Genomic DNA, 25908 nt, shown 5'->3' with positions numbered 1-25908 from the left:
GAATCCCGTCGCCGCGACGCTCTCCGCGAACACCGCGGGCCCGTCCGCCGGCGGTCGCACACTCCCGACGACCGGCCGGATCCCGCGCCGCGACGAGGTCCACCATGGCGGCGAACTCCTGCGCACTACCCATCGACGTGCCGCGGATGCTCACCCACGGTGAACAGCGCGGTAGGCGGTGACCGCCGCGAGGTCGAGCGCGCCCGCGTCCGCCGGGGTCAGGTGCGCGGGTACCGCGGCGAGGCAGTCGACCGGGACCGCGACGTACTCGGCGAACGTGCCGGGCGCCGCGCTGCCGAGGATGCGCGGGTGCTCCGGCGTGGACCAGTGCCCGCATCGTGGCCGGCAGCCCGGACGCCGGCGGCTCAGGCATGCTCGGCCACCACACCGGAGCGCAGCCGCACCCCGAGCGTCTCGGGCGTCAGGACCGCGGCGATCAGCGAGATCACGGCCCCACCCATCAGGTACCAGGCGGGCGACCACGACGAGCCGCTCCACGCCACCAGCGCCTGCGCCACCAGCGGGCCGAGGCCGCCGAACAGCACGACGCCGAGGTTGTAGCCGATCGCCAGACCGCTGTAGCGCTGCGCGGTCGGGAACAGTTCGGCGAACAGCGCGGGCTGGGCGGCGAGCATCATCGCGTCGCCCAGCAGGATCAGCGCGATGCCGAGCACGGCGACGACCGTGTTCCCGGTGTGCACCAGCAGGAACCCGATCGGCGTCGTGACGATGACGGCGAGCGATCCGAAGAGCACGAACGGACGGCGACCCAGCCGGTCGCACGAGCGCGCGAGCAGCGGGACGAGACCGATCAGGACGACCATCCCGACCAGGCCGATGGTGCGTGCCGCCCCGTCGGCGTAGCCGAGTTCCGTGGCGAAGAACGTCGGGCCCCACACGAGCAGCACGTACGTGCACATGGTCGGCGAGCACACGAGGCCGGCGACGAGCAGGACGGAGCGCCAGTGGTGGCGCAGCACGGCGATCAGCGGGGAGCGCGTCGCGGTGGCTTCCCCGGACGCCTGCACGAACTCCTCGGGCTCGGCGAGCTTCATCCGCATGTACAGCCCGATCAGGCCGAGCGGTAGTGCGACGAGGAACGGGATCCGCCAGCCCCACGCCAGCACCTGCTCCTCGTCCAGTCCGGACGTGACGAGCAGCGACACGACGGCCGCGACGAGCATCCCGACCACGATCGTGATCGTCTGGAAGCTGCCGTACCAGGCCCGCCGCCGCGCGGGCGAGGTCTCGATGATGTAGGCGACGGCACCCATCCACTCCCCGCCCGCGGACACCCCCTGCACGAGCCGGAGCAGGAAGATGAGGACCGGGGCCGCCACGCCGATCGCCGCGTAGGGCGGCACCAGACCCATCAGGGCGGTCGCGAACGAGATCATCAGGATGATCGTCGACAGCGCCACCTTGCGTCCGAACCGGTCACCGACGTAGCCGAAGAACAACCCGCCGATCGGGCGGATCACGAAGCTGATCCCGAACACCAGGAACGCGGCCATCAAACCGACGCTCTGGTCCTCCTGGGGGAAGTACAGCGTCGCGAAGACGGCGGCGAAATAGCCGTAGAGGACGAACTCGTACCACTCGAGGAAGTTGCCGATGCAGGCCGCGACGATGGTGCGCAGCTGGCCGGGGGTCAGGCCCCCCGTGGTGTCCGGTGGTGAAGCGATGGCGTCGTTGCTCATGTGTGCTCCCGTGATGACGGAGTGGGGCCGCTAGCCCCACGAGGGCCGCCCGAAGGCGTGGGGCGGCTCGACGTCCGCCAGGTACTTCCCGTAGTCGATGCCGAGGCGGGCGGTGCCGTACCGGGCGCTCGGCGGCTGCGTGGGTGCGAAGAGGTGCAGCGGGTCGCTCGATCCGCCGCCCCAGACGAGGCTCGCCGCCCCGCCCCTGACGGGGGCGGCGTCGGTCATCCGCCACGGGATCTCCACGAGCTTGCAGACGTCGAACGCGGGGCCGTCCGTGCCTGGTCCCTCGGCGCTGGGGATGGCCTTGACGGTGAAGTGCCGGCGGAACCAGTCCGGCGCCGGTGCCGCATGGGCGGTCGGGCCGAGCTCGGCCTCCCCCGCCACCAGGGGCTCTCCGAGCGCCGACGTCATGGCGAACCGCAGCCTGCCCGCTTCCTCGTCGAGCGTGACCGACCGGAGCTGCTTCTTCGGCAGGCCGAACAGCTCGCGGCCGAGGATGCCGTGGTTGAGCCCGGCGACGTAGGTGAGCAGGGCGTATGCGCCGTCGGCACCGCCGTCCCGGCGGCAGCGCAGCGACAGCCCGCCCTGCAGGTAGCTCGGCCGCCGCTCCACCCCGGACACCGAGTGGAACTCGGCTCCGATGAACTCGGCGATCCAGAGCCCGACGGTCGGCTCGGCCGCCGACGTCAGTCCCTGCGGGAGGACGGCGTCGCTCACCTCCGCCGCGACCGGCACGTGGACGGTGAGCCAGCGGACCGTCACCTCCTCGGTGCCGGGTTGGAACAGCGGGGCGAACACCGGCATCGCCGCGGCACGCACCCCGGTGTGCACCGGCCGTTCAGGCGACGGCACCGTGCACCCCGTCGCCGGCGAGACCGCGCAGCGCGCCGAGCACACCTGCCGTGCCGGGCAACACCGCGGCGGCGAGGTGCGGCGCCGCCGGGATCCGCGCCGGGGGTGCGCCGAGCCGCACGGGCGGCGTCGCGAGCCGGACCCCCGCCTCGGCGACCGCGGCGACGATCTCCCCGCCGACTCCGCCGACCGTGTGCGCCTCGTGCACGACGAGCAGCCGCCCCGTCCGGCGCAGGCTGGCGAGCACCGTCGGCAGGTCGATCGGTCGGATCCACCGCAGATCGATCACCTCGGCGTCGATGCCTTCCGTCGCGGCCTGCCGCGCGGCGTCGAGCACCGCGTGCTGGATGGCGCCCCATGTCACGACCGTGACGTCGGTGCCGGGGCGGCGGATCGCGGCGCCGCCGATCCCGGGCACGGGCCCGCCGAGCCGGACGGCGCGCTTCTCGCCGTGGTAGAGCGTGCGGTTCTCGATCACCACGGTCGGGTCGTCGTGCCAGATCGCCGCGAGCAGGAGGTCGTGGGCGTCCTGGTGGGTGGCGGGCATCGCGACGGTGATGCCCGGGACGTGCGCGAACAGCGCCTCGAGGCACTGGGAGTGCTGGGCGCACGCACCGGGCGCGTTGCCCTGCTGGGTACGGATCGTCAGTGGCGCGGACAGCCGGCCGCGGGACACGTAGCGGACGTTCGCGGCCTGGTTGACGATCTGGTCGAACGCCACGAGCGCGAAGTCCGCCCACATGATCTCGACGATCGGGCGCCTGCCGAACATGGCCGCGCCGACAGCGCTGCCGAGGATCGCCGACTCGGAGATCGGGGTGTCGAAGACCCGGTCGCCGAACCGCTTGTGCAGGCCCTTCGTGACGCCGAAGACCCCGCCGGGAATGCCGACGTCCTCGCCGTACAGCAGGGTCTCCGGTCGCTGCGCCAGCGCGCGGTCGAGGGCGGCGTTCACGGCGCCGGCGTAGGTGAGTCGCTGCTCGTCAGGCATGCAGGTGCTCCAGGACGGTGGTGGGGTCGGCAAGTGGCTCGGCGAGCGCCTCCGCGGCGGCGACCTCGAGCTCCGTGCGAACGGCGGCGCGCACCGCGTCGAGTTCCGCCGCCGCAACGCCGGTGGCGCGCAGGGCCCGCTCGGCGCGCCCGATCGGCTCGGCCTCGAGCGCGGCATCCAGCTCGCCCGCGGGCCGGTAGTGCTGGGCGTCGCCGATGTAGTGCCCGACGATCCGCTGGGTCATCGCCTCCAGCAGCGCCGGACCGCGCCCGGCGCGGGCCCGCTCGAGGACCTTGCCGACCGCGTCGGCGACGGCGACGGGATCGTTGCCGTCGACGCGAGCCCCCGGCATGCCGTAGCCGGCGGCGCGCCGGAACAGCTGGTCGTTGCGCACCATCGTGTCGGTCGGCGTCAGCTCCGAGTAGGCGTTGTTCTCGACCAGGAAGATCACCGGGAGCGACCGGGCCGCGGCGAAGTTCATCGCCTCGTGCACGGCGCCCTGGTTCATCGCACCCTCACCGAACGCGGCGAGCGCGACCCGGCCGGAGCCGTCGAACGTCGCCGACAGCGCCGCGCCGCAGGCGATCGGGGCACCCGCGCCGACGATCGAGTTCTCGCCGAACATGCCGTGGTCGGGGGCGGTGAAGTAAGCCGACCCGCCGCGCCCGCCGTTGATCCCACCCGCCCTGCCGAGCAGCTCGGCGAGCACAGCGCGCGGGGGTACCCCGCAGGCGATCGCCCAGCCGTGCCCGCGGTAGGTCGGGAACACGGCGTCCACGGCCAGGTCCAGAGCCGCGACGGCCCCGGTGTAGACGGCTTCCTGGCCGTTGCACAGGTGTACCGAGCCGACGACGTCGCCCGCGGCGCGCAAGGCGGCGATCGTCTCCTCGGTGAACCTGATCCGGTACATCACCCGCAGGTGATCGACCAGCTCCTTCGTACTCCGTGTCGTCATCGGACGGTCGCTTTCTGCTCGTGCGTGGGATCGTCGGGGACCACGAGCCGGCCGGACCGCAGCAGCGAGGTCGCCATGTCGGCGGCCTCCCGCACCCGGTACAGCAGCCGGTCCCGGTCCCGGCCGAACCGCTCATGGGGGACGGAGACGGTGAACGAGCCGCGCGGGGCGCCGTCCGCGCCGAAGAAGGGCGCCGCGACGCAGCAGACGTCGACGGCGAACTCCTCCCTGTCGACCGCGTAGCCCTGCCGCCGGATGGCGGCCAGCTCGACGGTCAGCTCGTCGTAGTCGGTGACGGTGCCCGGGGTGAGCCGGCGCAGCGTCAGCCCGGCGAAGATCGTGTCGACCTGCTCGACGGGCAGGGATGCGAGCACGGCCTTGCAGGAGGCCCTGGCGTGCATGTCACCGCAGTAGCCGATCTCCAGGTTGCCGACGCGGATCGGACGGTTGCCGGTGAGGAACTGCGAGAGCACCACGGCGCCGTCCCGCCACTGCGAGATGTAGGACGTCTCGCCGCTGGCGTTGTGCAGCCGGGTGAGGATCACCGACAGCTCGGGGGCCACGGCGTTGCGCTGCTGCAGGTGCCGCCCGAGCGCGAACGTCCGCGCGCCGATCCGGTAGCGACCTTCGGCGTCGCGCTCGGCGTAACCGTCGGCGACGAGCGTGCGCAGGACGTGGTAGCACGACCCGAGCCGCAGGCCGAGCGCACTGGCCAGCTGCTTCGCCGTCTGCGGACCGGCCTGGACGAGATGCTCGAACACCCGCATGCCCCGTTGGAGGGTGAGCAGGACGTCGGTGTCCTCGGGTTCGGGGCGCCCCATCAGAGCCCGACCATCGCCGCGGCCAACGTCCGCGCGGCCCGCACCAGGTCGGCCTCGGCGACGTGCTCCGCACTGGTGTGGGCCAGCGTCGCGTCACCCGGCCCGAAGATCGCGGCTGCCGCGCCGAGCGCGGCGTACTGGCCGGTGTCCGTGCCCGCCGTGAACCCGATGTGGACGGCGTGCCCGTCGACGGCGACGGCGGCGTCGTGCAGGGCGGTCACCAGTGGCGCGTCGGCGGGCGTCTCCCAGCCGGGGTAGGCGTCGCCGAGCCAGCGCAGCCGGTGCGGCAGCTCGACCTCGTCCGGGTCGCTCGCTGCCGCGGCCGCGAGCGCCGCGTGCACCGCGGCGCGGACGTCCTCGACGGCCTCGCCCGGCCGCAGCCCGATGCGTCCCGCCATCGTCGCCTTCGCCGGGACGGAGGCCTGGTACTCACCGGCGTGCAGCCGGCCGATCGCGAACGGGATCGCGGTCGGCACGTGGGCGAACAGTGGGTGGCGGTAGCCGGCGGAGCGCCCGTCGGCGAGCCGCAGCAGGGCTTCGCGCAGCGGGAGGATCCTGGCGAGCGCGTCGACCCCGCGCCACGGCGCCGAGGTGTGCGCGGCCCGGCCCGGTACCTGCACCTCGAAGAACTGCAGGCCCGTCGACACCGGGACGATCTGGTTGCCCGTCGGTTCCAGCACGATCACCGCGGTGGGCGCGCCGAGCTCGCGCAGCGCGAGCCGGGTGCCGACCCCCGTGGTCTCCTCGCCGAGCACCAGGTGGACGACCGGGGTGTGCGTGGGCCGGATCCCCGTGGCGCGCACCGCCTCCGCCGCGATCAGACCGGCTCCGATGCCACCCTTCATGTCCGTGCTGCCGCGGCCGTGCACGACCCCGTCCCTGCGTGCCCCCGCGAAAGGCGGGAATTCCCAGTCCTCGTCGTCGCCCGGCGGGACGACGTCGATGTGGCCGTTCAGGGCGAGCACGGGATCACCCGGCGCCGGCCTGCCGAGCGGGTAACCGATCACGTTGCGGCGCATCCCGACGCGTTCCTCGCCCGCGGCGAGATCGGTGCCGGAGAGGGGTTGCTCGTCGACGTCCCAGCCGTGCTCGGCCATCCACGCCGCGCACCATCCGGCGACGTCGTCCTCGTGCCCCGACACGCTCGGGATGCGCACCATCGCGGCGACCGACTCGGCCAGCTCATCCGCCATGGCCTGCACCGCCGCGTCGACCGCGGCCGCTGCCGTGCTCGTCGTCGCTGTGGGCTCCATCGCCTGCGCTCCTTCTGCTCGGGTCCTTCTGCTCGGGTCGCGGTCGCCGGGCTGTCCGGCCGGGCAACAGTGCACGCCCGCCGGCCGGCCGTTCGGCAATCCGAACTCGGTTTTCGACTATCCGAAATCTTCGTAGCACGCGGCGGGCCGGTGGCTCGTCCCCTCCTACCGTCCGCGGCATGACCGAACTCGCCGCTGCGCCCCGAGCCCTGCTGGACCGCCACCGCGCGGTGATGCCCGAGTGGATGGGGCTCTACTACGACGAGCCGCTGGAGCTGGTGTCGGGCTCCGGCCGGACGGTCGTGAGCAGCGACGGGGTCGAGTACCTGGACTTCTTCGGCGGGCTGCTCGCCACCATGGTCGGGCACGGCATCCCGGAGATCGTCGAGGCGATCCGGGAACAGGCGGGCCGCATCCTGCACTCGTCGACGCTCTACCTGCTTTCCGGGCAGATCCGGCTGGCGGAGCGGATCGCCGAGGCCAGCCGGATGCGCGACCCCAGGGTGTTCTTCGTGAACTCGGGCAGCGAGGCGGTGGAGGCCGCGCTGCTGTTCACCACGGCGAAGGCACGCAGCAACCAGGTGCTCGCCCTGCGCGGCGGCTACCACGGCCGGACCTTCGGCACGGTCGCGACCACCGGCATCCGGTCGTGGTCGGCCACCGGGTTCAGCCCGGTGCAGGTCAGCTACCTGCACAGCGGCTACCGCTACCGCAGCCCCTTCCGCGACCTCGGCGAGGCCGCGTTCGTCGACGCCTGCGTCGAGGAGACCCGCGCGATCATCGAGACGAGCACGAGCGGGCCCGTCGCCTGCCTGCTCGCCGAGCCGATCCAGGGCGCAGGCGGCTTCGCCGAGCCGCCGCCCGGCTTCTTCGCCCGGACCAAGCAGGTCCTCGACGAGTACGGCATCCCGCTGGTCTCGGACGAGGTGCAGTCCGGTTGGGGCCGGACGGGCAAGGCGTTCTTCGGGATGCACGCACACGGCGTGCTCCCCGAGGCGATCACCTTCGCGAAGGGGCTGGCGAACGGGCTGGCCATCGGCGGCGTCGTCGCGGAGGCCGAGCTGGTGCACAGCCTGCCAGCGCAGTCGATCTCCACAGCGGGCGGCAACCCGATCGCCACCGCCGCCGCCAACGCCACGCTCGACCACATCCGCGACCACGACCTGATGCGCAACGCCGACGAGATCGGCTGTCGGCTGCAGGCCGGGCTGGCACGGCTCGCCGCGGACCGCCGCTCGATCGGCGAGGTGCGCGGCTCCGGTCTCATGATCGGCATCGAGCTGGTCGAGCCCGGCGGCACCACCGCGTCCGCGGCAAGAGCGCTCGCGGCGGTGGAGCGGGCACGATCGCTCGGGCTGCTGATCGGGCGCGGCGGGCTCTACGGGAACGTCCTGCGGATCACCCCGCCGATGACCGTCACCGCCGAGGAAGCCGATCGGGCGCTGGAGCTGCTCGCCGCCGCGATCGTCGACGGCCCGGTGGGGACGGACCGATGAGGCTGCTCGAGGGCCGCGTCGTCGTGGTCACCGGCGGGGCGGGAGGGCTGGGCGGCGCGATCTGTTCCGCGGTGACGGCCCACGGCGGGACCCCGGTCGTCCTGGACCGCGCGGCGCCCGCCCACGCGCCGCAGGGCGAGGCGTGGACGTTGATCTGCGATCTGACCGACGAGGCGGCCACGACGGCGGCGTTCGCCCGGATCCTCGACCGCCATCCACGGCTCGACGGCCTCGTCTGCTGCGCGGGTGGCGGCACCGGCGCACCCGAGGAGAACACCGCAGCGGGCCTCTCGCCCGCCACTCTGCAGGAGGTGCTCGACGGGAACCTGTTCAGCGCGCTGCACACGGTGAACGCCGCGCTGCCCGGCCTCGCCCGCGCGACGTCGCCCGCGATCGTCACGTTGGGTTCGCTGAACGGCCGTGCCCCGACCCCCGACGGCGGCTACAGCCACTACGGCGTCGCCAAGGCCGCCGTCCACATGTACACCCGCTATCTCGCCCGCACTCTCGGCCCACGTGGGATCCGGGTCAACGCACTGGCCCCCGGGCCCGTCCTGACCGAGCGGCTGCGCCGGGTCTGGGCGGGGCGCCCGGTCGAGCGGGTGGTCGACGGCATCGCGCTCGGCAGACTGCCCGATCCCTCCGAGATCGCGGATCCTGTCGTGTTCCTGCTCAGCGAGCTGGCCTCGTACGTCTCCGGCCAGGTCCTCGCCGTCGACGGCGGGTTGGTGCACTGACGGAGCGACTCGCCGCTGCACCTTCCCCGACACCGGCAACGGCTCGACCGCGGCGAGGGCCATGATCGCTGCTGCTGGGGCTTCGGACCTCGCGTGCTGACCCCCTTGGCCCGCGCGCCGTCGACGATGATGCTGGCGTCGACTGTTGCCGATCGGGAGGAGCCCGGGTGCGGGATGGCGATGTGTTCTCGCTGATGGACGGCTGGGGTCCGGAGAAGGTGGTCTGCGTGTCGGACCGGCGGACCGGCATGAAGGGTGTGCTGGTCCTGGACAACACCGCCCGCGGCATGGGCAAGGGCGGCACCCGGATGAGCCCCACACTCACCGTCATCGAGGTGGCGCGCCTCGCCCGCACCATGACCTGGAAATGGGCGGCCGTGGACCTGTTCCACGGCGGCGCGAAGGCCGGGATCCTCGGCGACCCCCACGGCGAGGACAAGGAGGCGGTGCTGCGGGCCTTCGCCCGCGCACTGGCGAACGAGGTCCCCCGCGAGTACGTCTTCGGCCTCGACATGGGCCTGTCGGAGCGCGACGCCGCGATCATGGCCGACGAGCTCGGGGACCGGGGCGCCGCGGTCGGCCTCCCGCGGGCACTGGGCGGCCTGCCCTACGACGAGCTGGGCGTCACGGGCTACGGGGTGGCCGAGGCGGCGGACGCGGCGGCCGGGAACATCGGCACCGGCCTCGCGGGAGCCCGCGTCGTGGTCCAGGGCTTCGGCGCGGTCGGCACCGCCGCGGTACGCAGGTTCGACGCGCTGGGCGCGGTCGTCGTCGGGATCTCGACGGCGCAGGGCTGCGTGTACGACCGCGACGGCCTCGACGTCGCGGCCCTGCTGAAGCTGCACGCCGAGGCCGGTGACGCCTGCGTGCACGAGTACGGCGGCGTCCGGCCCGCCGACGGACTGCTCCACCTCGACGCCGACGTCCTGGTGCCGGCGGCGCGGGAGGACGTCATCGACGAGGACGTCGCCCGGGGTACCACCGCCCGGCTCGTCGTCGAGGGCGCCAACATGCCGACCACACCCGCCGCCAGAGAGCTGCTCTTCGCCCGCGGGATCGCCGTGGTGCCCGACTTCATCGCCAACGCCGGCGGGGTCGTGGCCGCGGCCCACTCCATGACCGCCCGCAACTCGCCGTTCACCCCGGACCCGGGCCTGATCTTCGCCATGATCTCGGAGAAGCTGCGCGCCAACACCGTGACCGTGCTGGAGGACAGCCGCCGCCGCGGCACCACGACGCACGCTGCGGCGCTGGCCATGGCCCAGGCCAGGGTCCGCACGGCGATGGAACTGCGCGGCCATCCCGCCCCGGACGAGGCCGGCACCGAACACCACCCAGCACTCCGAGGAGCACCCGCATGAACGCCTCACCTGCACTGCCGGCCACCGAGATGTTGCAGGAGATGGCGCTGCGCACCCTGACGCGGTGCGGCGTCGAACCGGGCGCGCTGCGCGGCGGCGCCACGTCGCGGACGCCGATCACGGGCCGGTCGCTGCATCCGGTCACCTGGACCGACGCGGCGGGTGTCGACGACGCCGTCGACCGCGCGCAGGACGCGTTCCGCGTCTGGCGCACCACCCCCGCGCCGGCGCGGGGCGCCCTCGTCAAGCGGTTCGGCGAGCTGCTCACCGCGCACAAGGCCGACGTCGCGACACTGATCTCCCTGGAGGTCGGCAAGATCACCTCCGAGGCCCTCGGTGAGGTCCAGGAGATGATCGACATCTGCGATTTCGCCGTCGGCCTCTCCCGCCAGCTCTACGGCCGCACGATGCCTTCGGAGCGCCCGGGGCACCGGCTGATGGAGACCTGGCACCCGCTCGGCGTGGTGGGCGTGATCTCCGCGTTCAACTTCCCGGCCGCGGTGTGGTCGTGGAACACCGCCGTCGCCCTCGTGTGCGGCGACCCGGTGGTGTGGAAGCCCTCCGACCTCGCCCCGCTCACGGCGCTGGCGTCGGCCGCGATCCTGGACCGCGCCGCCGCCGACGTCGGGGCCCCCGCCCACCTGAGCCAGGTCGTGCTCGGCGGCGCCGACGTCGGCGAGCGACTGGTCGACAACCCCGGCGTCGCGCTGCTGTCCGCCACCGGTTCCACCCGGATGGGCCGTGCCGTCGGGCCCCGGGTCGCGGCCCGCTTCGGCCGGAGCCTGCTCGAGCTGGGCGGCAACAACGCCGCGATCGTCGCCCCGTCCGCGGACCTGGACCTTGCGACCCGCGGCATCGTCTTCTCCGCCGCCGGAACGGCCGGTCAGCGGTGCACCACGATGCGCAGGGTGCTCGCCCACACGAGCGTGGCGGACGAGCTCGCGGAGCGGGTGGGCAAGGCCTACCAGACCCTGGCCATCGGCAACCCGATGGACGGGTCCACCCTCGTCGGACCGCTGATCAACGAGCGCGCGCACCAGGTCATGGAGCGGGCGCTGGCCGACGCCGCCGCGCAGGGCGGCAGCGTGCTGGCCGGTGGTGGACGGCGCCTCGCCGACGCCGCGCCCGACGCGTTCTACGTCGAGCCGGCACTCGTGCGGATGCCCGGGCAGAGCGACGTCGTGCGCGAGGAGACCTTCGCCCCGGTGCTCTACGTGATGGCCTACGACGACCTCGACGAGGCGATCGCCCTGCACAACGCGGTGCCGCAGGGCCTGTCCTCCAGCATCTTCACCGGCGACCAGCAGGAGGCCGAGCGCTTCCTCGCCGCCGACGGCTCCGACTGCGGGATCGTCAACGTCAACATCGGGACCTCGGGTGCCGAGATCGGCGGCGCCTTCGGCGGGGAGAAGGAGACCGGGGGTGGCCGCGAGTCGGGCTCGGACGCCTGGCGCAGCTACATGCGGCGCGCCACCAACACCGTCAACTACTCCGGGGAGCTGCCGCTCGCCCAGGGCGTGACGTTCACGGCGTGACCGGGGCGGGCCCGGCCCGCACCTGTTCGGACGCCACGAGACCGGCGGCGTACCGGAAGGCGCTCAGCACGCCCTGCACGGGCGTGCTGACGCCGGTCACCCGGTGCAGGGCTGACACGTGCCGCTGCAGCGCCATGCCCGTGACCGCCCGCGCGTGGAGGCCGGGGACCGAGGCATCGTGCCCCAGCGCGGGCACCATCGCCGGCCCCAGTCCGGCGGCGACGAGACCCTGGACGACGTCGTAGTCGTTGCTCCGGTAGGCGACGCGTGGGGTGAATCCGGCCTGCGCGCACGCGCGGATCAGGCACGTCGCGCCTGCCGTGCCCTCCCGGCTCGCGATCCACGTCTCGTCGCACAGGTCGGCAGGCCCGATCGCCTGCCGGGACGCCAGCCGGTGGCCGGCAGGCAGGAGCAGGAGCAGGTTCTCGTGCAGGATCTCGGTCTCCACGAGCCGCTCGGGCCAGCGGCGCGGCACGAGGTCGTAGCGGTAGACGAGTGCGAGATCCAGCTCGCCGCCCTGGAGCAGCGGGAGCAGTTCGTCCGGCTCCCCCTCGTCGAGCTGGATCTCGACGGCGGGATGACGTTCCACGAACGCCGCGAGCCCGTGCGGCAGCACCCGCGCGCTGGCGGTGGGAAAACTGCCTAGCCGCAACCGGCCCTGCCCGCCCGCGGCGATGGTCTCGATCTCGTGGTCCAGCGCGCCGAACGAGGCGAGCACCTCCTGCGACCGTTGCGCGATCAGCTCGGCCGCGGGCGTGGCCCGCACGCTGTGCGCCTCCCGCTCGAACAGCGCCAGCGCGACCGCCCGCTCCAGCCCGGACATCTGCTGGGAGACGGCGGAGGGCGTGTAGCCCAGCCGGCGCGCCGCCTCGGCGAACGATCCGGTGCGGACCACCTCCACGAGCGTCCGCAGGTGCAGCGGGTTCAGCGGCTGACCGCTCCTGACCACTCCTGCTCACACCTCCGGAGCCGGTCCGATGATCGCGCTGAGCGCCTCGACGGCGTGGGTCCGGTGCTCGGCCATCGCCCGGATCAGGCGGTCCGCATCCCGGTCGAGGACCGCCTCTACGATCTCGCGGTGCTCCCGCTCGACGCGCTCGCGATTGTGCTGCGCGTTGTAGTACACGGAGCGGTAGGCGTCGGTGGAGTTCCAGAGGTTCGCGATGATGCGGACGAGCCGCGCCATCCCGCACCCCTCGATGATGGCGAAGTGGAACCGCCGGTTGGCGAGCGTCATCGCCTGCAGGTCGCCCCGCGCCGAGGCCGCCTCCACGTCGTGCTGCGCGGCGACGATGCCGTCGAGGTCCGCGGCCGTGAGCTCGTGGACGGCGATGCGGGCGGCCTCGGCCTCCAGGATCTCGCGGATGCGGTAGACCTCCCGCAGTTCGGGCAGCGACAGCGCCGCGAGCACGTACCCGCGATGCGGCTGGTGGACCACCTGCCCCTCACCCTCCAGGATTTTCAGCGCCTCGCGCACCGGGACGCGGCTCACCCCGAGGCCCTCGGCGATCGCCTCCTGCCGGATCGGCTGCCCGGGCTCGAGCTCGCCGGCGATCACGGCTCGGCGCAGCTCCGCCAGTACGAACTCCTGCACGGTCGGGGGACGCGAGCTCTTCACGTCGACGCCGGACCGCCCTCGCGTGCCAGTCGCTGCGGTGACATGAACTCGAGCGCTCCCTCGGTGCCGCGCACCACGGCGTCCGCGACGACGGACGCGAGAGCCGGAGAATACTTGAACCCGCGCCCGGAGAAGCCGGAGGCGACCGTCAGCCGGCCGGTGCGGCCGATCCGCCCCACGAGCGGGGTGCCGTCGGTGGTGAACAGGTCGGTGAAGGCGTCGGACCTCACCGGATCGGGGTGCAGGCCGGGCAGCAGGTCCCGCACCACGGCGGCGGCCCCGGCGATCTCGTCCGGGCTGTGCCGGCGGTCGAACCGGTCGGGGTCCACGGGCTGCGACAGCGCCATCCCGGCCACCTTGACACTCACACCGTCCACCGACGGCGCCCCGTAGAGGTGCATGTCGCCGGTCGACCGGATGAAGATCGGGAACCGGTCGGGGAGGAACTGCTCGGGCCGGCGGGCGGCGAACCAGTTCAACCGCACGCGGCGCGGTTCGAGCAGCCGCTCCCACTCCGCCGGGAGCAACCGGCCGGTCCACGAACCGGCGCACAGCACGACGTCGCGGACCCGCCACACGTCCGCACCCGCCCGGATCTCGACGTGGTCGTCGCGCTCGGCGACGCCGTCCACATCGGTGTACCGCAGCACCGTCGCCCCGCCCTGCTCGGCGAGCGTGGTGGCCGCGATCACCGCCGGTTCGCAACGGAGGAACCCGGCCTGGGTGTCGAGAACCGCGACCTCCCCGCCCCGCAGCCGGTGCTGGGGGTACCGCTCGCGCGCGGCATCCCGGTCCAGCACCTCGACCGGGGTGCCCGATTCGCGGGCGCTCGCCAGCAGCCCGCCGACGTAGTCGCCGTCACGGTCGCCGATGGCCAGCCCGCCGCACTGCACCAGCAGCGACGCGTCCGCCTCGGCCTCGAGCTCCCGCCATCCGGCGAGCGCGCTGCGCAGCAGACCGGTGTAGCGGGCACCCTCGGCGTAGGCCATCCGGAACAGCCGGGTCTCCCCGCCCACCGCACCGCGGTCGTGGCCGGGGGCGTGCCGCTCGAACCCGAGCGCCCGCACCCCGCGCCGGGCCAGCTGCCACATCAGCATGCTGCCCACGGTGCCGACCCCGACGACCCCGACCTCGGCGTCCAGCCGGCTGTTCACCGCGTTCACAAGACCCTCGACAGGAACGAGCGGGTCCGCTCGTGCTTCGGATCGGTGAGGACCTCGGCGGGCGCGCCCCGCTCCACGATCACACCGTCGTCGACGAAGACCAGGGTGTCCCCCACCTCCCGGGCGAACCCCATCTCGTGCGTCACCACGATCATCGTCATCCCCTCCTCGGCGAGCGCCCGCATCGTCTCGAGCACCTCCCCGACCAGCTCCGGGTCCAGCGCCGACGTCGGCTCGTCGAACAGCATCAGCCGGGGTCGCATGGCCAGCGCGCGGGCGATCGCCACACGCTGCTGCTGCCCGCCGGACAGCTGCCCGGGGTAGGCGTCGGCCTTCTCCCCCAGCCCCACGCGGTCGAGCAGCGACAGCGCCCGGGTGCGGACCTCGCCGGATGGTTCCCTCTTCACCCGCACCGGCGCCTCGATCACGTTCTCCAGCGCCGTCATGTGCGGGAAGAGGTTGAACTGCTGGAAGACCATGCCGATCCCGGAACGCTGCCGGGCCACGTGACGTTCGGAGAGCTCGTGCAGCTTCCGGCCCACGCGGCGGTAGCCGATCAGCTCACCGTCCACGTGGATCTGCCCCGAGTCCAGCTTCTCCAGGTGGTTGATGCAGCGCAGCAGCGTCGACTTGCCCGATCCGCTCGGCCCGACGATGCAGCACACCTCTCCCGCCTCGACGTCGAGATCGACCCCGCGCAGGACCTCCACGTGGCCGAAGGACTTGCGCAGTGCTCGGGCGCGCACCAGCGCGGTGTCGGGGGGCGTGGTGCCGGGCGGCGCGGTCATGACGGCAGCTCCGATCGGTCGATCGTGGGTGTCCTGGCCGCCGGCTTGCTCCCCCGGCGCTTCGCCCGGCCGGCCCCGATGTCGCCGCGTCCGTAGTACCGCTCGACGTAGTACTGCCCGACGCTCAGCACCGTGGTCATCGCCAGGTACCAGAGGGCGGCCACGATCAGCAGCGGGATCGTCTCGTAGGTGCGGGAGTAGATGATCTGCGCGCTGTGCAGCAGCTCCGCGGCGCCGAGCACGCTCACCAGCGAGGTGTTCTTCAGCATCGAGACCGTCTGGTTCGCGGTCGGCGGCACGATGATCCGCATCGCCTGCGGCAGCACGATCCGGCGCAGCGTGAGCGTCCGGCTCATGCCGAGCGCCTGCGCGGCCGCGGTCTGCCCCCGGTCGACGCCCAGGAGCCCGCCGCGGACGATCTCGGCCATGTAGGCCGCCTCGTTCAGCGTCAGTCCCAGCACCGCGGCCACGAACGGCGTGATGAACGCGTTGGAGCTCCCGGACACGAACTCCGGGCCGAACGGGATTCCCAGCGACAGCTGCGGATACAGGGCCGAGAGGTTGAACCAGAAGATGAGCTGGATCAGCAGCGGCGTTCCCCGGAAGAACCACACGAAGGCGAACGAGATGCCGGCGAGCAGCCGGCTGCGGGACAGCCGCATCACCGCCAGGACGACGCCGAGCACGACGCCGAGCACCATCGAGATCACGGTCAGCTCGACGGTGAGCAGCGCGCCGCGCAGGATGGCCTCGACCGTCAGGTACTGCGCGACGATGTCCCACTCGAACCGCTCGTTGGTGATCAGCGTGTTCACCAGCATCGCGCCGAGCACCAGCACGACCAGCGTGCCGACGATCTGCACCGGGCTCCGCCGCGGCACGACCGTGAGCAGCTCCGCCTCAGCCTCGGCGCCGGGCAGCCTCGTGGTGGTCATCAGGGCGTCGGGACCTCGAGCGTGGGCTCCGCCGTCACGGCGTCGGCCAGGCCCCACTTGGCGAAGATCTCGGCGTAGGTCGGGGAATCCATCAGCACCTGCATCGCCGCCTGCACCGCGGGAGTCAGCTCGCTGTCCTTCGGCAGGCCGATCGACACCGGACTGCGGTTCAGCTCCGCTCCCAGCTCGAGCTTGTCGGGCTGCTGGACCGTGGCGTAGGCGAGCACGGGGGTGTCGGCGAACACGCCGTCGACGCGGCCGCTGGCCAGCTGGAGCACGGCGTCGTTCTGGCTGGGCAGCACGACGGCCTCGATCTTCGGCAGGCCCGCCGCCTCGCAGTGCGCGGCGGACAGGTCCGGCAGTCGCTTGTCGGCCTGGATCGACGCCTGCTGCACCGCGATCCGGTGGCCGCACAGCGTCTCCGCGGTCAGCCCGAGCGGGTTGCCCTTGGCCACGGCGAGCGACGAGCCCCACTCGCCGTAGCGGATCATGTCGAGCACCTCGAGGCGCGGCGCGGTGGCCGCCATGCTGGCGATCGTCATGTCGAACCGCTCGGCGCTCAGGCCGGGAATGATGCCGTCGAACTGCACGTCCTGGATCTCGACCGAAATGTCCAGCACACGGCCGATGGCCCTGGCCAGGTCGGCGTTCAGGCCGATCACCGTGGTGTTGTCGGTGGCGTAGAACTTGCCGGGCGCGCTCGACACGTTCATCACCACCACCAGCTTGCCGGCCTGCGTGATCGCGTCGGGAAGCAGTTCTGCCGCAGCCGCGTCAGGAGCTACCTGTTCGAAGGCGTCGAACTGGGCGGGCGAGGCAGCGCCGGCCTCGCCCCCGGCGGCGGCAGGAGCCTCACCACCACCACAGGCTGTGAGGGCCAGTGCGAGAACTCCGAGCAGGGCGAGAGGCCAGCGAGCGCGGTGGCGAGCAGAAGGGCCGGAACGACGGTTCACAAAGGCTCCGATCAGGCAGATTCGGCGTGCTGGCAGGCGTGACCGACCTCGCCGAGGTGGTTTCGAGCGCACCCGTCGCACATGCGCTTTTCAATCAACCCAGGAATGACACCCCTGAGCCATTACCACGTCGCGCGGAACGCATCGCGTCGCGACACCGTCGCGTCGACCCGGATCCCGAGGCCCGATCTTCCGGATTTCTCGCTGTATAATGGATCCAATCACCGGTCAGCGCAAGAGGCACGGTGATGCCTTTCGGAAGCGGGCCGGCCCGAACCAGCGGGTGAGCGCGTCCCGCAGGCGGTCCGGGTCCGCACCGGCCCACGCGACGTAGCCGTCGGGACGGATGAGCAGCGCGGATGCAGGAGCGTTCGCCGCTCGGCCGGCAACGGCGGTCACACGATCGCTCCAGGGTTCGGTGGCCGTGGTGAGCTCGCCGCCCTCGGTGAGGTCGAGGAGAACGGGAGAGGCGTCGCGGAGGAGTTCGGCGAGCCGGACCCGCCGCCCATCCTGGGTCTCCACCGCGAGCGACGGCACGAACCACCCCGTCGGTGCGGCGGGGTCCTCCTCGCCCATGGCGTAGCGCACGTCGGCACCGGCGATGAGGTCCGCGACGAGCTGCAGGTTGTCGCGACGGCCGAGGAACTCCGCGAACAGTTGCCGCAGCGCGGTCACGTCACCGCCGGGTGCCATGAGGGCGGTCTGGGCCTGCGTCTGCATGAAGACCCGACGTCCGAGCGCGTGCCGTTCGGTCTCGTAGGTGTCGAGCAGATCCTCCGGAGCCCAGCCGTGCAGGTCGGCGGCCAGTTTCCAGGCGAGGTTCGCGGCGTCCTGGAGCGCCAGGTTCAGACCCGGCCCGCCCGCGGCGGCGTGAACGTGCGCGGCATCACCGGCGAGGAACACTCGGCGGTCGCGGTACCTGTCGGCCACACGGGTGTTCCTGCCGCACAGACGACGAAGGAGCGTGGGCGCACCGTCCGGCGGCGACGCGAGGGAGACCGGCGCGCCGAGGACGCGCTCGATGCTCGCTTCCATCTCGGTCAACGTCATGGGCGCCCCGGGCCCGGGGAAGGCGCCCGCCGGCTCGTCCTCCCACTCGACGGTGTGCACGAGGGGGCGCTCCGGGTCGAGCAGCGCGACGGTGACGACGCCGCGCTCCGTGCGGTGGGCGTGCCCGGAGATCTCACCGAGGCCCTGGACGTACACCCGCCCGCCGGGCGCGGGCCGGAACTGGGCCGACGGCGCGATGAGCGCCGTCCGGTCCACGATCTGCTCGTCGGTGTACCCGGGGAACCCGATGCCCGACTGCTTCCGGACCACGCTGTGCGCCCCGTCGCAGCCGACGAGGAACCTCGCGCCGAACGTGGCCTCGCCGCCGTCCTCATCGGACGCCAGGACCTCGACGTGCTCGTCGAGCTGGGTGAACGAGCGCACCTCGTACCCACGTCGCACATCGACGCCCAGCTCCGCCGCCCTCTCGTTGAGGACGCGTTCGAAGTCGCGCTGGTTGATGGGCAGGAGGTACATCGGGTTGTCGGCGCCGAGCTCGTGCAACGGCAACGTCATCGCACCGAAGAAGAAGCCCGGCGCGGCCGCCGGCACCGCGGACCCGCTGCAGCGTTCGAACAGGCCCCGGTTGTCCAGCAACCGAACGACCTGACCGGTGAGCCCGTGCGCCTTGTCCGCCTGGTTGACGCCGGCCAGGCGTTCCAGGACGACCGGATTCGCCCCCGCGAGCTTGAGTTCACACGCGAGGAAGAGGCCGACGGGGCCTCCGCCGGAGATGACGACATCGAGCATCAGTGCTGCTCCTCTTCCGGGCTGTGGTGGTTCGGATGACGGTCTGCGGACTCGCCGAACCCGGCCCCGAGCCGGTCGAACGCGTCCCGCAGGAGTGGGAGGAGCTCGCCGGGGGGATCGGTGCGAAGCCAGAACTCCACGGTGAGCAGCTGCGTCGAGAGGGCGGCGTTGGCGACCAGGCGCGGGTGGATGTCGACGGCCGGGTCGGTGCCGAGCCGTTCCGCGATCGCGTCGGCGAGCACGTCGGTGGCGGCGCGCATCCCCCGGGCGACGGCCGACTGCATGTCGGGCTCGCTCAGCATGGCGATCAGGCTGTCCTGGTCTTCCTTCGACTTCGCCGCTCCCGCACCGGACCTCGACAGGTACGGGACGACGATCGCCGCGGTGACCGCCTCCCAGAGCGGCTCCTCGGCCGGTCGCGCCCGCAGGGCCTCCGCCGCCTCCCACGCCCGCTGGACGTGACGGTCCGCGATGGCGTCTTCCTTGCTCGCGAAGTAGTTGCTGAACGTGCGGCGCGACACCCCGACGCGCTCGACGATGTCCTCCACACGGACGTTCGCCAGGCCCCGCTCCGTCGCGAGGAGCACCGTCGTCAGGCTCAGCCGGTCGCGCAGCTCCGTCTTCTTCCGCTCACGAAGTCCGTCAGGCATGCCTCCACGGTAGAGCAATTCTTGCGCACTGTGCAACTTTGCTCAATGAGAAGCCGTCTCGCCTCTCACTCCCCGCGCCGGGCCAGCCCGGCGCGCAGCCGGTCCGCGAGCTCGACTGCGGGTGGCGACGCGGTGGCACCGACGCGCAGGGTGAGGGCGAACGGAGGGAGCTCGGGAAGGACGGCCGACCGTCCGAGCACGGCGAGGTCGACCGGCGCGGTCGACTCCAGCAGCGCGGTGACGGCCAACCCCATCCGGACGGTGGCCAGCGTGGCCGCGAGGCTGCCGTTCTCGAAGACCGTGCGCCAGTCGCGACCGTCGCGGCGCAGCGCGTCGAGCACGACGGGCCGGAACGCGCAGGACTGCGAGACGACGGAGACCGGAAGCGGGCGGGCGAGGTGCGCCCTGCCGTCGCGATCCCCGACCCAGACGAGCCGTTCGAGCGCCACGACCTCGCCCACCGCGGACTCGTGGAGCTCCTCGACGACCGCCACGTCCACGACACCCCGGCCGACCTCGGCGGACAGGTCCGACGAGGACGCACAGACCAGGGACAGCTCCACCCGGGGATGGTCCTCGACGAAGCCCTTCACGACCGGGGCCAGCACCGCGACCAGGTCGTCCGGAACACCGAGGGTGACCCGCCCCGCCACGCCCCGGCCGGTCATGTCCGCCCAGAGCTCGTCGTGGAGCGCGAGCATCTCCCGGGCCCGTCCGATCAACCGCTCCCCTGCCGGAGTCAGGCGCACGCCACGGCGGCTGCGGACGAACAGCGTCGTCCCGAGGGCCGACTCGAGCCGACCGACCTGCTGGCTGACCGCTCCCTGGGTGAGGTGCAGCGCGTGACCGGCCGCGGTCATGCCGGCGTGATCGCACACCGCGACGAACGTGCGCAGCAGCGCCGTGTCCAGGTTGGCTGTCACATCACCATCATGATCCGTAATGACAACGAGAAGCAACATTCGTTGTCCTGATGCCGCGTCGTGATCTACAACTGGACCATGACCGCTGCCGGACTCACCGCGCTCGCCGTGTTCGCGGTGGTCGCCACGATCACCCCGGGCGGCGCCACCACCCTGGCCACCGCCTCGGGTGCGCATTTCGGCTTCCGCCGGTCGATCCCGCTGATGGCCGGCATCGCGGTGGGGCTCGCCACGATGGCCGCCGCCGCGGCGGCCGGACTCGGCGGGCTGGTCCTGGCCGCTCCGGCGCTGCGGCTCGCCTTCCAGGTGGGCGGCACCGTCTACCTGCTGTGGCTGGCGGTCCGGACCGCGCGCGCCGGCTCTCCGGGCAGCGGCTCGGCCGCCTCGCGCCCCCTCGGCTTCCTCAGCGGTGTGTGGATGCTCTGGCACAACCCCAAGGGCTGGGCGATGACGGTCGCCGCGGCCGCTTCCTTCGCTTCCCTCGCCTCACAGCCCACCCTCCTGGCCGGTGTGCTCGGCGTGGCGTTCGGCGTGGCTGCCGCGGCATCGCTCACACTGTGGTGCCTCGCCGGACTCGTGCTCGCCCGGGTGCTGCGGACCGAGCGGCAGTGGACGGTGCTCAACGTCGTTCTCACCCTGCTCCTCGTGGCTTCGATCGTGCCCATCTGGACGGCGAGGTGAAGATCGCCCGGTTCAGCCAGGAGCGGCACCCTGTCAGCCGATGTCGCGCAGGTCGTCGTCCTTGCCTTCGCGCGCCACGACGAGGGCGACCAGACCGATCGATGTCATGCCCATCCACGCCGGCGCGACGAGCCACAGCGAGCCCCCACCCACCAGGACCAGAGAGGACGCGATCACCGGCATGAGACCGGCTCCGAGCGCCGCGGCGATCTGGTAGCCCATCGAGGTGCCCGTGTAGCGGATCCGGGTCGGGAAGAGCTCGGCCGCGAAGGCGCCGTAGGGCCCGGCGACGAAGCCCTGGATCACGGCCAGGCCGAGGACCAGGGCGAGGAACACGGTCCACACGCTGCCGGAGTCGAGCAGGAACATGATCGGAAAGGCGAGGAGCAGGGCCGCGACGTTCCCGCCCAGCATCACCGGCCTGCGGCCGATCCGGTCCGACAGGCGCGCCGCGATCACGACCACGACGATCACGCAGACCCCGGTGAGGGCCTTGACGTTGAGCACGCTGGTGGGCGAGAGCTGGAGCTGGGTGACGGCGTAGCCCAGCGCCCACACCCCCATCAGCCCCTGCGCGGCCTGCCCCGAGATCCCGGCACCGATCGCCAGCAGCAGCCGCCGTGGATAGCGGGTGAGGACCTCGCCGACCGGCACCCGCTTCTCCTCCACCGCCTCCACGGCCTCCTGGAACACCGCCGACTCGGCGGTCTTGAGCCGGATGACCAGCCCCACGCCGGCCAGCACCGCGCTGAAGACGAACGGCACCCGCCAGCCCCAGGACAGGAAGTCCTCGCGGGGCAGCGTCGAGGCGAGGCTGAGCACCAGGGTGCCGACGATGGTGCCGGCGGGGGCGCCCATGTAGGCGAAGGAGGCGGCGAAGCCCCGCGACTCCTTCTTCGCGCGTTCGAAGCCGAGCAGCATCGCGCCGCCCCACTCCCCGCCCACCGCGATGCCCTGCAGGATCCGCAGGAGCACCAGCAGCAGCGGTGCCGCGACGCCGATCTGCTCGGTGGTCGGGAGCAGGCCGACCAGCGTGCTGACCAGGCCCATCAGCACCAGGGTCACGACCAGCATGGACTTGCGGCCGAGCCGGTCGCCCAGGTGTCCGAACACGATGCCACCGAGTGGACGGGCGAAGTAACCGGCGGCGAGCGTGCCGAACGCGAGGACCTGCGCGACCCCGGGGCCGACGCCGGTGAAGAACACGGTGCCGAAGACGATGCTCGCGGCCGTCGCGTAGAGGATGAAGTCGTAGTACTCGATCGCCGTGCCGATGAAGCTGGCGGCGAGGATCCGGCGCATCTCCCTCGGGGTCGCTTCGACCTGCCGGGCGGCCGGCGCGCTGTCGGTGCCGGGCATCACGCCACCTCCGTCCGGCGACCGGTCGCGAACCCGATGACGTCCAGGTCGTCGGGCACGAGCACCGGGCCGCGGAACGTCTCGGCCGCCGTCGCGGAGAACGCGGACGCCGGGGCGTCGCCGGGCACCAGGTGGTGCAGCGCCAGCGCCCCGGCACCAGCCCGGGTGGCGAGCTCGCCGGCCTGGTGAGCGGTGGTGTGAGCGCGGCCGTGGTGGGCCATGGTCGCGCGCCGCATCGCGTTGTCGGAGTAGCGGCGACCCATCGCGGTCAGGTCGATCGCCTCGTGCAGCAGCAGATCGGTGTCCCGCGCGAGTCGGACCAGGTTGACGCAGGGTGCCGTGTCCCCAGAAATCGTCACCGAACCCTCGGCGGTGTCGAATCGGAACGCGAAGGCCGGGGCGGTGGGCGGGTGCTCGACCAGGATCGCGGTGACGACGACGTCGTCGTCGCGGTGGACCTCGAACGGCTCCATCGCCGGCGCCACCCGGGAGTCCGGGGCGAATCCCGTGCCCGGCGGCAGCGCGATGTCGTGGACGGCCACCTGGTCGGCGGGTCGCCGCGTCAACGAGTCGAAGATCCGATCGTTGAGATCGGTCGCGTGCGCCGCGCACAGCAGGCCGACCATCTCGACGGTCCCCGGGGTCGGGTTGGCCGGCGCCACCGGCTCCGGCCGCCGGGTCGCGTGCGGGGAGAGCGGCGGCAGCCCGCCGCGCGGGCCGGGACCGTACACCCGGATCGGCGGAGCGGCCGCGTCCCGGCGCTCGAACAGGCCGAACAGCAGCAACGGGACCAGGTCTGCGACGTGGTCGGAATGCAGGTGGGTCAGGAACAGCGCGCGGACCCGGTCGAGCGGCAGCCCCGCGCGGGCCAGCTGACGGCCGGTGCCCTGGCCTGCGTCGACGAGGTACACCGCCTCGCCGACGACGACCGCGGTAGCGATCCCGCTCCGGGCGGCCGCCACGCCGGGGCGGTCCCACCACCGCGGGCCACCCGCGGTCCCGAGGGTCACCACGTGAGGGCTGGACATGACACTCCTTCGTGTCGTGCTGGACGTGCGGCAGCCGCACCTACGGCACACAATCTCGCCCACCAGCGGAACCAGGCATAGCTGATTCTGCTGTCCCAGAACATAAGCTCCGCTTGTGAAGGATGTGACCCTGCGCCAGCTCGAGTACCTGGTCGCGATCGCGCAGGACGAGTCGATCTCCCGGGCCGCGGTCCGCTGCCACGTCTCACAGGCCGCGATCAGCCAGGCCCTGCGGGAGCTCGAAGGCGCGCTCGGGGTGCAGCTGGCCGTGCGGCGAACCGCGAAGGGCGTCCACCTGACCGCGGCAGGCCGGGAGGCGGCAACCCGGGCCCGCGGAGTGCTGCACGACGTGCGGCAGCTCGCCGGGCACCCGCACACCGGCAGGCTGACGGTGGGGTGCTTCCCCTCGGTGTCGGCGCAGGTCCTGCCGGAGGTCGCCGGCCTGCTGCGCGACCGGTTCCCGGACTCGCAGCTGGAGATCGTGGAGGGCTCCGCCGCCGTGCTGCAGGAGCGTCTGCTGCGCGGCCAGGTGGATGTCTGCTTCCTCTACGAGATGCAGCTGCAGCCCGAGGTGGAGCCGACCCTGCTGCGCGAGCGCCGGTTCAAGGTCGCCGTCGCCGCCGATCACCCCCTCGCCGCACGACCCGACGTGCGTCTCGCCGATCTCGCCGACCACCCCGGCGCGCTGCTCAACGTCGAGCCGGCGAGCTTCCTCAACGAGGCCTTGCTGGCCCGCTTCGGAGTCTTCCCGCGCATCGCCTACCGCAGCACCGACGTGCTGGCGGTGCGCGCACTTGTCGGGCGAGGGCTGGCCTGGGCCCTGCTGATGACCGAGGTGGCGAGCAGCCACGAGGGCCGGCCACTGCAGTTCCTGCCCATCGTCGAGGACATCGGGACCAACTCCCTCGTCGCCGCCCTGCCGCGTGGGGTCCGGGCGAGCGGGCTGGTCGAGCAGGTGGTCGAGCACTGCCGGGAGGTGCTGCCGCTGTAGCCGCCGTCAGCACCCGTCGATCGGTCCCACCCGACGGCGGCCGGCGCTACGCCCGTGCCCGGTCGACGCCGGTCCAGGCCGAACCGGCCGGAGCACCGGAGTCCGGCACCCCGGCGTAGTCGGGCAGCTCGACGCCGTTGATCGCACGCTCGACCAGCTCCATGAGCGCCTCCATGTCGGGCTCCGGGCTCGGCTGGGTGTCCGGCGCGGGGGCCTCGCGGCTCTGCACGTGCATCCGGCCGATCTCCTGGTTGGCCTCGACGAACGAGCGCATCCGCGCCTCGTATCCCGCGAACCCGGCCTCCGGGTCCCACCCGGCGGCAGCCAGCTCTCCGGCCAGCAGGTAGGCGCCAACCAGGGCCAGCCCGGTGCCACCCCCCGACATCGGCGACGGGCTGAACGCCGCGTCCCCGAGCAGCCCCACCCGTCCGCTCGACCAGCGGTCCATCGCCACCTGGGCGACCTGGTCGAGGTAGAAGTCCGGGGTGTCGTCCAGGTGCGCGAGGATCTGCGGGGTCAGCCAGCCGAGGCCGGTCATCTGCTCGCGCAGCAGGCGCTTCTGGGCTTCGACGTCGCGGTGGTCGACGTCGAAGTCGGCTGCGGTGAAGGACAACATGGCCATCGCCCGGGCGGCGTCGTGGAGGGGCCGCAGGCCGGCCGAGCGCCCGGCCCCCTGGTAGTCGATCAGCCAGCGGTCCAGCCCGAACTCGTTGGGGACGCTGTAGAAGGCCAGCACCATCCCGAGGTGGCGGATGAACTGCTCCCGCGGCCCGAACACCATCTCCCGCAGCGCCGAGTGCAGCCCGTCCGCGCCGACCACCAGGTCGAAGCGTCGCCGGTCGCCGCCCGCGAAGGTCACGTCGACCCCGTCCGCGTCCTGGGTGAGCGCGGCGATCCGGTCGCCGAAGACGTACTCGACACCGTCGCGGGTGTCGTCGTACAGCACCCGGGACAGGTCCCCGCGCAGGATCTCGATCTCCGCGATGTACCCGTCGCCGCCGTGGTCGTCCGCCCGGAAGGTCTCCAGCACGGTCCCGTCCGCGTCCACGGTGTACGCGCCCGCGGTGTCGGTGCAGGCCGCGCGTACCGCCGCGTCCAGCCCCATGCGCCGGATGACCTCCTTCGCCACCCCGCGCGCGTCCACCGCCTGCCCGCCGGGACGCAGCTCGGGGGCCCGCTCCACCACGGTCACCTCGGCCCCCCGCCGGTGCAGCCAGTGGGCCAGCGCGGGCCCCGCGATGCTCGCCCCCGCCACCAACACCCTGATGCCGCTCACCGGTGCCCCCCTCTCGTCCGATCCGTATCGATGATGTGG

At 72.6% G+C, this 25908-nt stretch carries 24 protein-coding genes; 6 read left to right on the top strand and 18 right to left on the bottom strand.

The window, feature by feature from the left end:
- Positions 1–365 precede the first annotated feature (365 nt).
- From CFP66_RS19275 to CFP66_RS19250, 6 genes are read right to left on the bottom strand one after another with little or no spacing between them, the layout of a single operon-like run.
- Positions 366–1700: an MFS transporter gene (locus CFP66_RS19275; protein WP_094926129.1), complete on the bottom strand. Its 1335-nt coding sequence runs from the start codon at positions 1698–1700 to the stop codon at positions 366–368.
- 30 nt (positions 1701–1730) lie between these two features.
- Positions 1731–2555 carry an acetoacetate decarboxylase family protein gene (locus CFP66_RS19270; protein WP_198961548.1) on the bottom strand — a complete coding sequence of 275 codons (825 nt, stop codon included), beginning with the start codon at positions 2553–2555 and terminating at the stop codon, positions 1731–1733.
- On the bottom strand, positions 2542–3546 hold the full coding sequence (locus CFP66_RS19265; RefSeq protein ID WP_094926128.1) for an alpha-ketoacid dehydrogenase subunit beta: 1005 nt from the start codon (positions 3544–3546) through the stop codon (positions 2542–2544). The genes CFP66_RS19270 and CFP66_RS19265 overlap by 14 nt, the downstream gene beginning before the upstream one ends.
- Positions 3539–4501, bottom strand: a complete 963-nt coding sequence (locus CFP66_RS19260) for a thiamine pyrophosphate-dependent dehydrogenase E1 component subunit alpha (protein WP_094926127.1) — start codon at positions 4499–4501, stop codon at positions 3539–3541. The genes CFP66_RS19265 and CFP66_RS19260 overlap by 8 nt, the downstream gene beginning before the upstream one ends.
- Positions 4498–5322, bottom strand: a complete 825-nt coding sequence (locus tag CFP66_RS19255) for an IclR family transcriptional regulator (protein WP_094926126.1) — start codon at positions 5320–5322, stop codon at positions 4498–4500. Before CFP66_RS19255 ends, CFP66_RS19260 begins: the two co-directional genes overlap by 4 nt.
- A complete protein-coding gene (locus CFP66_RS19250; RefSeq protein ID WP_094926125.1) occupies positions 5322–6575 on the bottom strand; it encodes a M20 family metallopeptidase in 1254 nt (417 codons plus the stop codon). Before CFP66_RS19250 ends, CFP66_RS19255 begins: the two co-directional genes overlap by 1 nt.
- Positions 6576–6754: 179 nt before the next feature.
- Here CFP66_RS19250 and CFP66_RS19245 point away from each other — a divergent pair, with 179 nt between their 5' ends.
- The 4 genes from CFP66_RS19245 (at position 6755) to CFP66_RS19230 (ending at position 11704) form a co-directional block, all read left to right on the top strand.
- Positions 6755–8071 (top strand): aspartate aminotransferase family protein, encoded by a 1317-nt coding sequence (locus CFP66_RS19245; protein WP_094926124.1) that lies wholly within the window; start codon positions 6755–6757, stop codon positions 8069–8071.
- On the top strand, positions 8068–8808 hold the full coding sequence (locus CFP66_RS19240) for an SDR family NAD(P)-dependent oxidoreductase (protein WP_094926123.1): 741 nt from the start codon (positions 8068–8070) through the stop codon (positions 8806–8808). Before CFP66_RS19245 ends, CFP66_RS19240 begins: the two co-directional genes overlap by 4 nt.
- A 167-nt stretch (positions 8809–8975) precedes the next feature.
- Positions 8976–10169: a Glu/Leu/Phe/Val dehydrogenase gene (locus tag CFP66_RS19235; protein ID WP_233159546.1), complete on the top strand. Its 1194-nt coding sequence runs from the start codon at positions 8976–8978 to the stop codon at positions 10167–10169.
- Entirely contained in the window at positions 10166–11704 is a 1539-nt protein-coding gene (locus CFP66_RS19230) for an aldehyde dehydrogenase family protein (RefSeq protein WP_094926122.1), read from the top strand. Before CFP66_RS19235 ends, CFP66_RS19230 begins: the two co-directional genes overlap by 4 nt.
- On the opposite strand, the gene CFP66_RS19225 is transcribed toward CFP66_RS19230, so the two are convergent.
- The 9 genes from CFP66_RS19225 to CFP66_RS19185 form a co-directional block, all read right to left on the bottom strand.
- Entirely contained in the window at positions 11694–12653 is a 960-nt protein-coding gene (locus tag CFP66_RS19225) for a LysR family transcriptional regulator (RefSeq protein WP_233159545.1), read from the bottom strand. The genes CFP66_RS19230 and CFP66_RS19225 overlap by 11 nt on opposite strands.
- Before the next feature lie 6 nt (positions 12654–12659).
- Positions 12660–13322 (bottom strand): GntR family transcriptional regulator, encoded by a 663-nt coding sequence (locus CFP66_RS19220; protein ID WP_094926121.1) that lies wholly within the window; start codon positions 13320–13322, stop codon positions 12660–12662.
- Positions 13319–14476 carry an N-methyl-L-tryptophan oxidase gene (gene solA, locus CFP66_RS19215; RefSeq protein WP_143517303.1) on the bottom strand — a complete coding sequence of 386 codons (1158 nt, stop codon included), beginning with the start codon at positions 14474–14476 and terminating at the stop codon, positions 13319–13321. The genes CFP66_RS19220 and solA overlap by 4 nt, the downstream gene beginning before the upstream one ends.
- A 5-nt stretch (positions 14477–14481) precedes the next feature.
- On the bottom strand, positions 14482–15273 hold the full coding sequence (locus CFP66_RS19210; protein ID WP_094926119.1) for an amino acid ABC transporter ATP-binding protein: 792 nt from the start codon (positions 15271–15273) through the stop codon (positions 14482–14484).
- Positions 15270–16208, bottom strand: a complete 939-nt coding sequence (locus CFP66_RS19205; RefSeq protein WP_094926118.1) for an amino acid ABC transporter permease — start codon at positions 16206–16208, stop codon at positions 15270–15272. Before CFP66_RS19205 ends, CFP66_RS19210 begins: the two co-directional genes overlap by 4 nt.
- Positions 16208–17161, bottom strand: a complete 954-nt coding sequence (locus tag CFP66_RS19200; protein ID WP_143517302.1) for an ABC transporter substrate-binding protein — start codon at positions 17159–17161, stop codon at positions 16208–16210. The genes CFP66_RS19205 and CFP66_RS19200 overlap by 1 nt, the downstream gene beginning before the upstream one ends.
- Positions 17162–17389: 228 nt before the next feature.
- Positions 17390–18961, bottom strand: coding sequence for an FAD-dependent monooxygenase (locus CFP66_RS19195; protein ID WP_094926116.1), 1572 nt, complete (start codon positions 18959–18961; stop codon positions 17390–17392).
- Positions 18961–19611, bottom strand: a complete 651-nt coding sequence (locus tag CFP66_RS19190; protein WP_094926115.1) for a TetR family transcriptional regulator — start codon at positions 19609–19611, stop codon at positions 18961–18963. Before CFP66_RS19190 ends, CFP66_RS19195 begins: the two co-directional genes overlap by 1 nt.
- A gap of 65 nt (positions 19612–19676) precedes the next feature.
- Positions 19677–20534: a LysR family transcriptional regulator gene (locus tag CFP66_RS19185; protein WP_198961547.1), complete on the bottom strand. Its 858-nt coding sequence runs from the start codon at positions 20532–20534 to the stop codon at positions 19677–19679.
- Positions 20535–20612: 78 nt separating this feature from the next.
- On the opposite strand from CFP66_RS19185, the gene CFP66_RS19180 reads away from it, so the two are divergent.
- A complete protein-coding gene (locus CFP66_RS19180) occupies positions 20613–21215 on the top strand; it encodes a LysE family translocator (RefSeq protein ID WP_094926290.1) in 603 nt (200 codons plus the stop codon).
- Positions 21216–21248: 33 nt separating this feature from the next.
- Here the strand turns inward: CFP66_RS19180 and CFP66_RS19175 are convergent, their stop codons facing one another.
- The gene (locus CFP66_RS19175) at positions 21249–22574 is read right to left on the bottom strand and encodes an MFS transporter (RefSeq protein WP_094926111.1); all 1326 of its coding nucleotides are present in this window, start codon (positions 22572–22574) and stop codon (positions 21249–21251) included.
- Positions 22574–23602 (bottom strand): MBL fold metallo-hydrolase, encoded by a 1029-nt coding sequence (locus tag CFP66_RS19170; RefSeq protein ID WP_094926109.1) that lies wholly within the window; start codon positions 23600–23602, stop codon positions 22574–22576. Before CFP66_RS19170 ends, CFP66_RS19175 begins: the two co-directional genes overlap by 1 nt.
- A 115-nt stretch (positions 23603–23717) precedes the next feature.
- On the opposite strand from CFP66_RS19170, the gene CFP66_RS19165 reads away from it, so the two are divergent.
- Positions 23718–24593, top strand: coding sequence for a LysR family transcriptional regulator (locus CFP66_RS19165; RefSeq protein ID WP_094926107.1), 876 nt, complete (start codon positions 23718–23720; stop codon positions 24591–24593).
- A gap of 46 nt (positions 24594–24639) precedes the next feature.
- On the opposite strand, the gene CFP66_RS19160 is transcribed toward CFP66_RS19165, so the two are convergent.
- The gene (locus CFP66_RS19160; protein ID WP_094926105.1) at positions 24640–25869 is read right to left on the bottom strand and encodes an FAD-dependent monooxygenase; all 1230 of its coding nucleotides are present in this window, start codon (positions 25867–25869) and stop codon (positions 24640–24642) included.
- Between the last annotated feature and the right edge of the window lie 39 nt (positions 25870–25908).

This window comes from Pseudonocardia sp. MH-G8 (assembly GCF_002262885.1).
Taxonomy (GTDB): domain Bacteria; phylum Actinomycetota; class Actinomycetes; order Mycobacteriales; family Pseudonocardiaceae; genus Pseudonocardia.
This window is presented reverse-complemented; position numbering and strand designations above follow the sequence as displayed.

Bases quoted from the DNA above. Each gene is read 5' to 3' on its own strand.
- CFP66_RS19275 (WP_094926129.1), bottom strand. From the start codon at position 1,700: ATGAGCAACGACGCCATCGCTTCACCACCGGACACCACGGGGGGCCTG.
- CFP66_RS19265 (WP_094926128.1), bottom strand. From the start codon at position 3,546: ATGCCTGACGAGCAGCGACTCACCTACGCCGGCGCCGTGAACGCCGCC.
- CFP66_RS19260 (WP_094926127.1), bottom strand. From the start codon at position 4,501: ATGACGACACGGAGTACGAAGGAGCTGGTCGATCACCTGCGGGTGATG.
- CFP66_RS19255 (WP_094926126.1), bottom strand. From the start codon at position 5,322: ATGGGGCGCCCCGAACCCGAGGACACCGACGTCCTGCTCACCCTCCAA.
- CFP66_RS19250 (WP_094926125.1), bottom strand. From the start codon at position 6,575: ATGGAGCCCACAGCGACGACGAGCACGGCAGCGGCCGCGGTCGACGCG.
- CFP66_RS19245 (WP_094926124.1), top strand. From the start codon at position 6,755: ATGACCGAACTCGCCGCTGCGCCCCGAGCCCTGCTGGACCGCCACCGC.
- CFP66_RS19240 (WP_094926123.1), top strand. From the start codon at position 8,068: ATGAGGCTGCTCGAGGGCCGCGTCGTCGTGGTCACCGGCGGGGCGGGA.
- CFP66_RS19230 (WP_094926122.1), top strand. From the start codon at position 10,166: ATGAACGCCTCACCTGCACTGCCGGCCACCGAGATGTTGCAGGAGATG.
- CFP66_RS19210 (WP_094926119.1), bottom strand. From the start codon at position 15,273: ATGACCGCGCCGCCCGGCACCACGCCCCCCGACACCGCGCTGGTGCGC.
- CFP66_RS19205 (WP_094926118.1), bottom strand. From the start codon at position 16,208: ATGACCACCACGAGGCTGCCCGGCGCCGAGGCTGAGGCGGAGCTGCTC.
- CFP66_RS19195 (WP_094926116.1), bottom strand. From the start codon at position 18,961: ATGCTCGATGTCGTCATCTCCGGCGGAGGCCCCGTCGGCCTCTTCCTC.
- CFP66_RS19190 (WP_094926115.1), bottom strand. From the start codon at position 19,611: ATGCCTGACGGACTTCGTGAGCGGAAGAAGACGGAGCTGCGCGACCGG.
- CFP66_RS19180 (WP_094926290.1), top strand. From the start codon at position 20,613: ATGACCGCTGCCGGACTCACCGCGCTCGCCGTGTTCGCGGTGGTCGCC.
- CFP66_RS19175 (WP_094926111.1), bottom strand. From the start codon at position 22,574: ATGCCCGGCACCGACAGCGCGCCGGCCGCCCGGCAGGTCGAAGCGACC.
- CFP66_RS19170 (WP_094926109.1), bottom strand. From the start codon at position 23,602: ATGTCCAGCCCTCACGTGGTGACCCTCGGGACCGCGGGTGGCCCGCGG.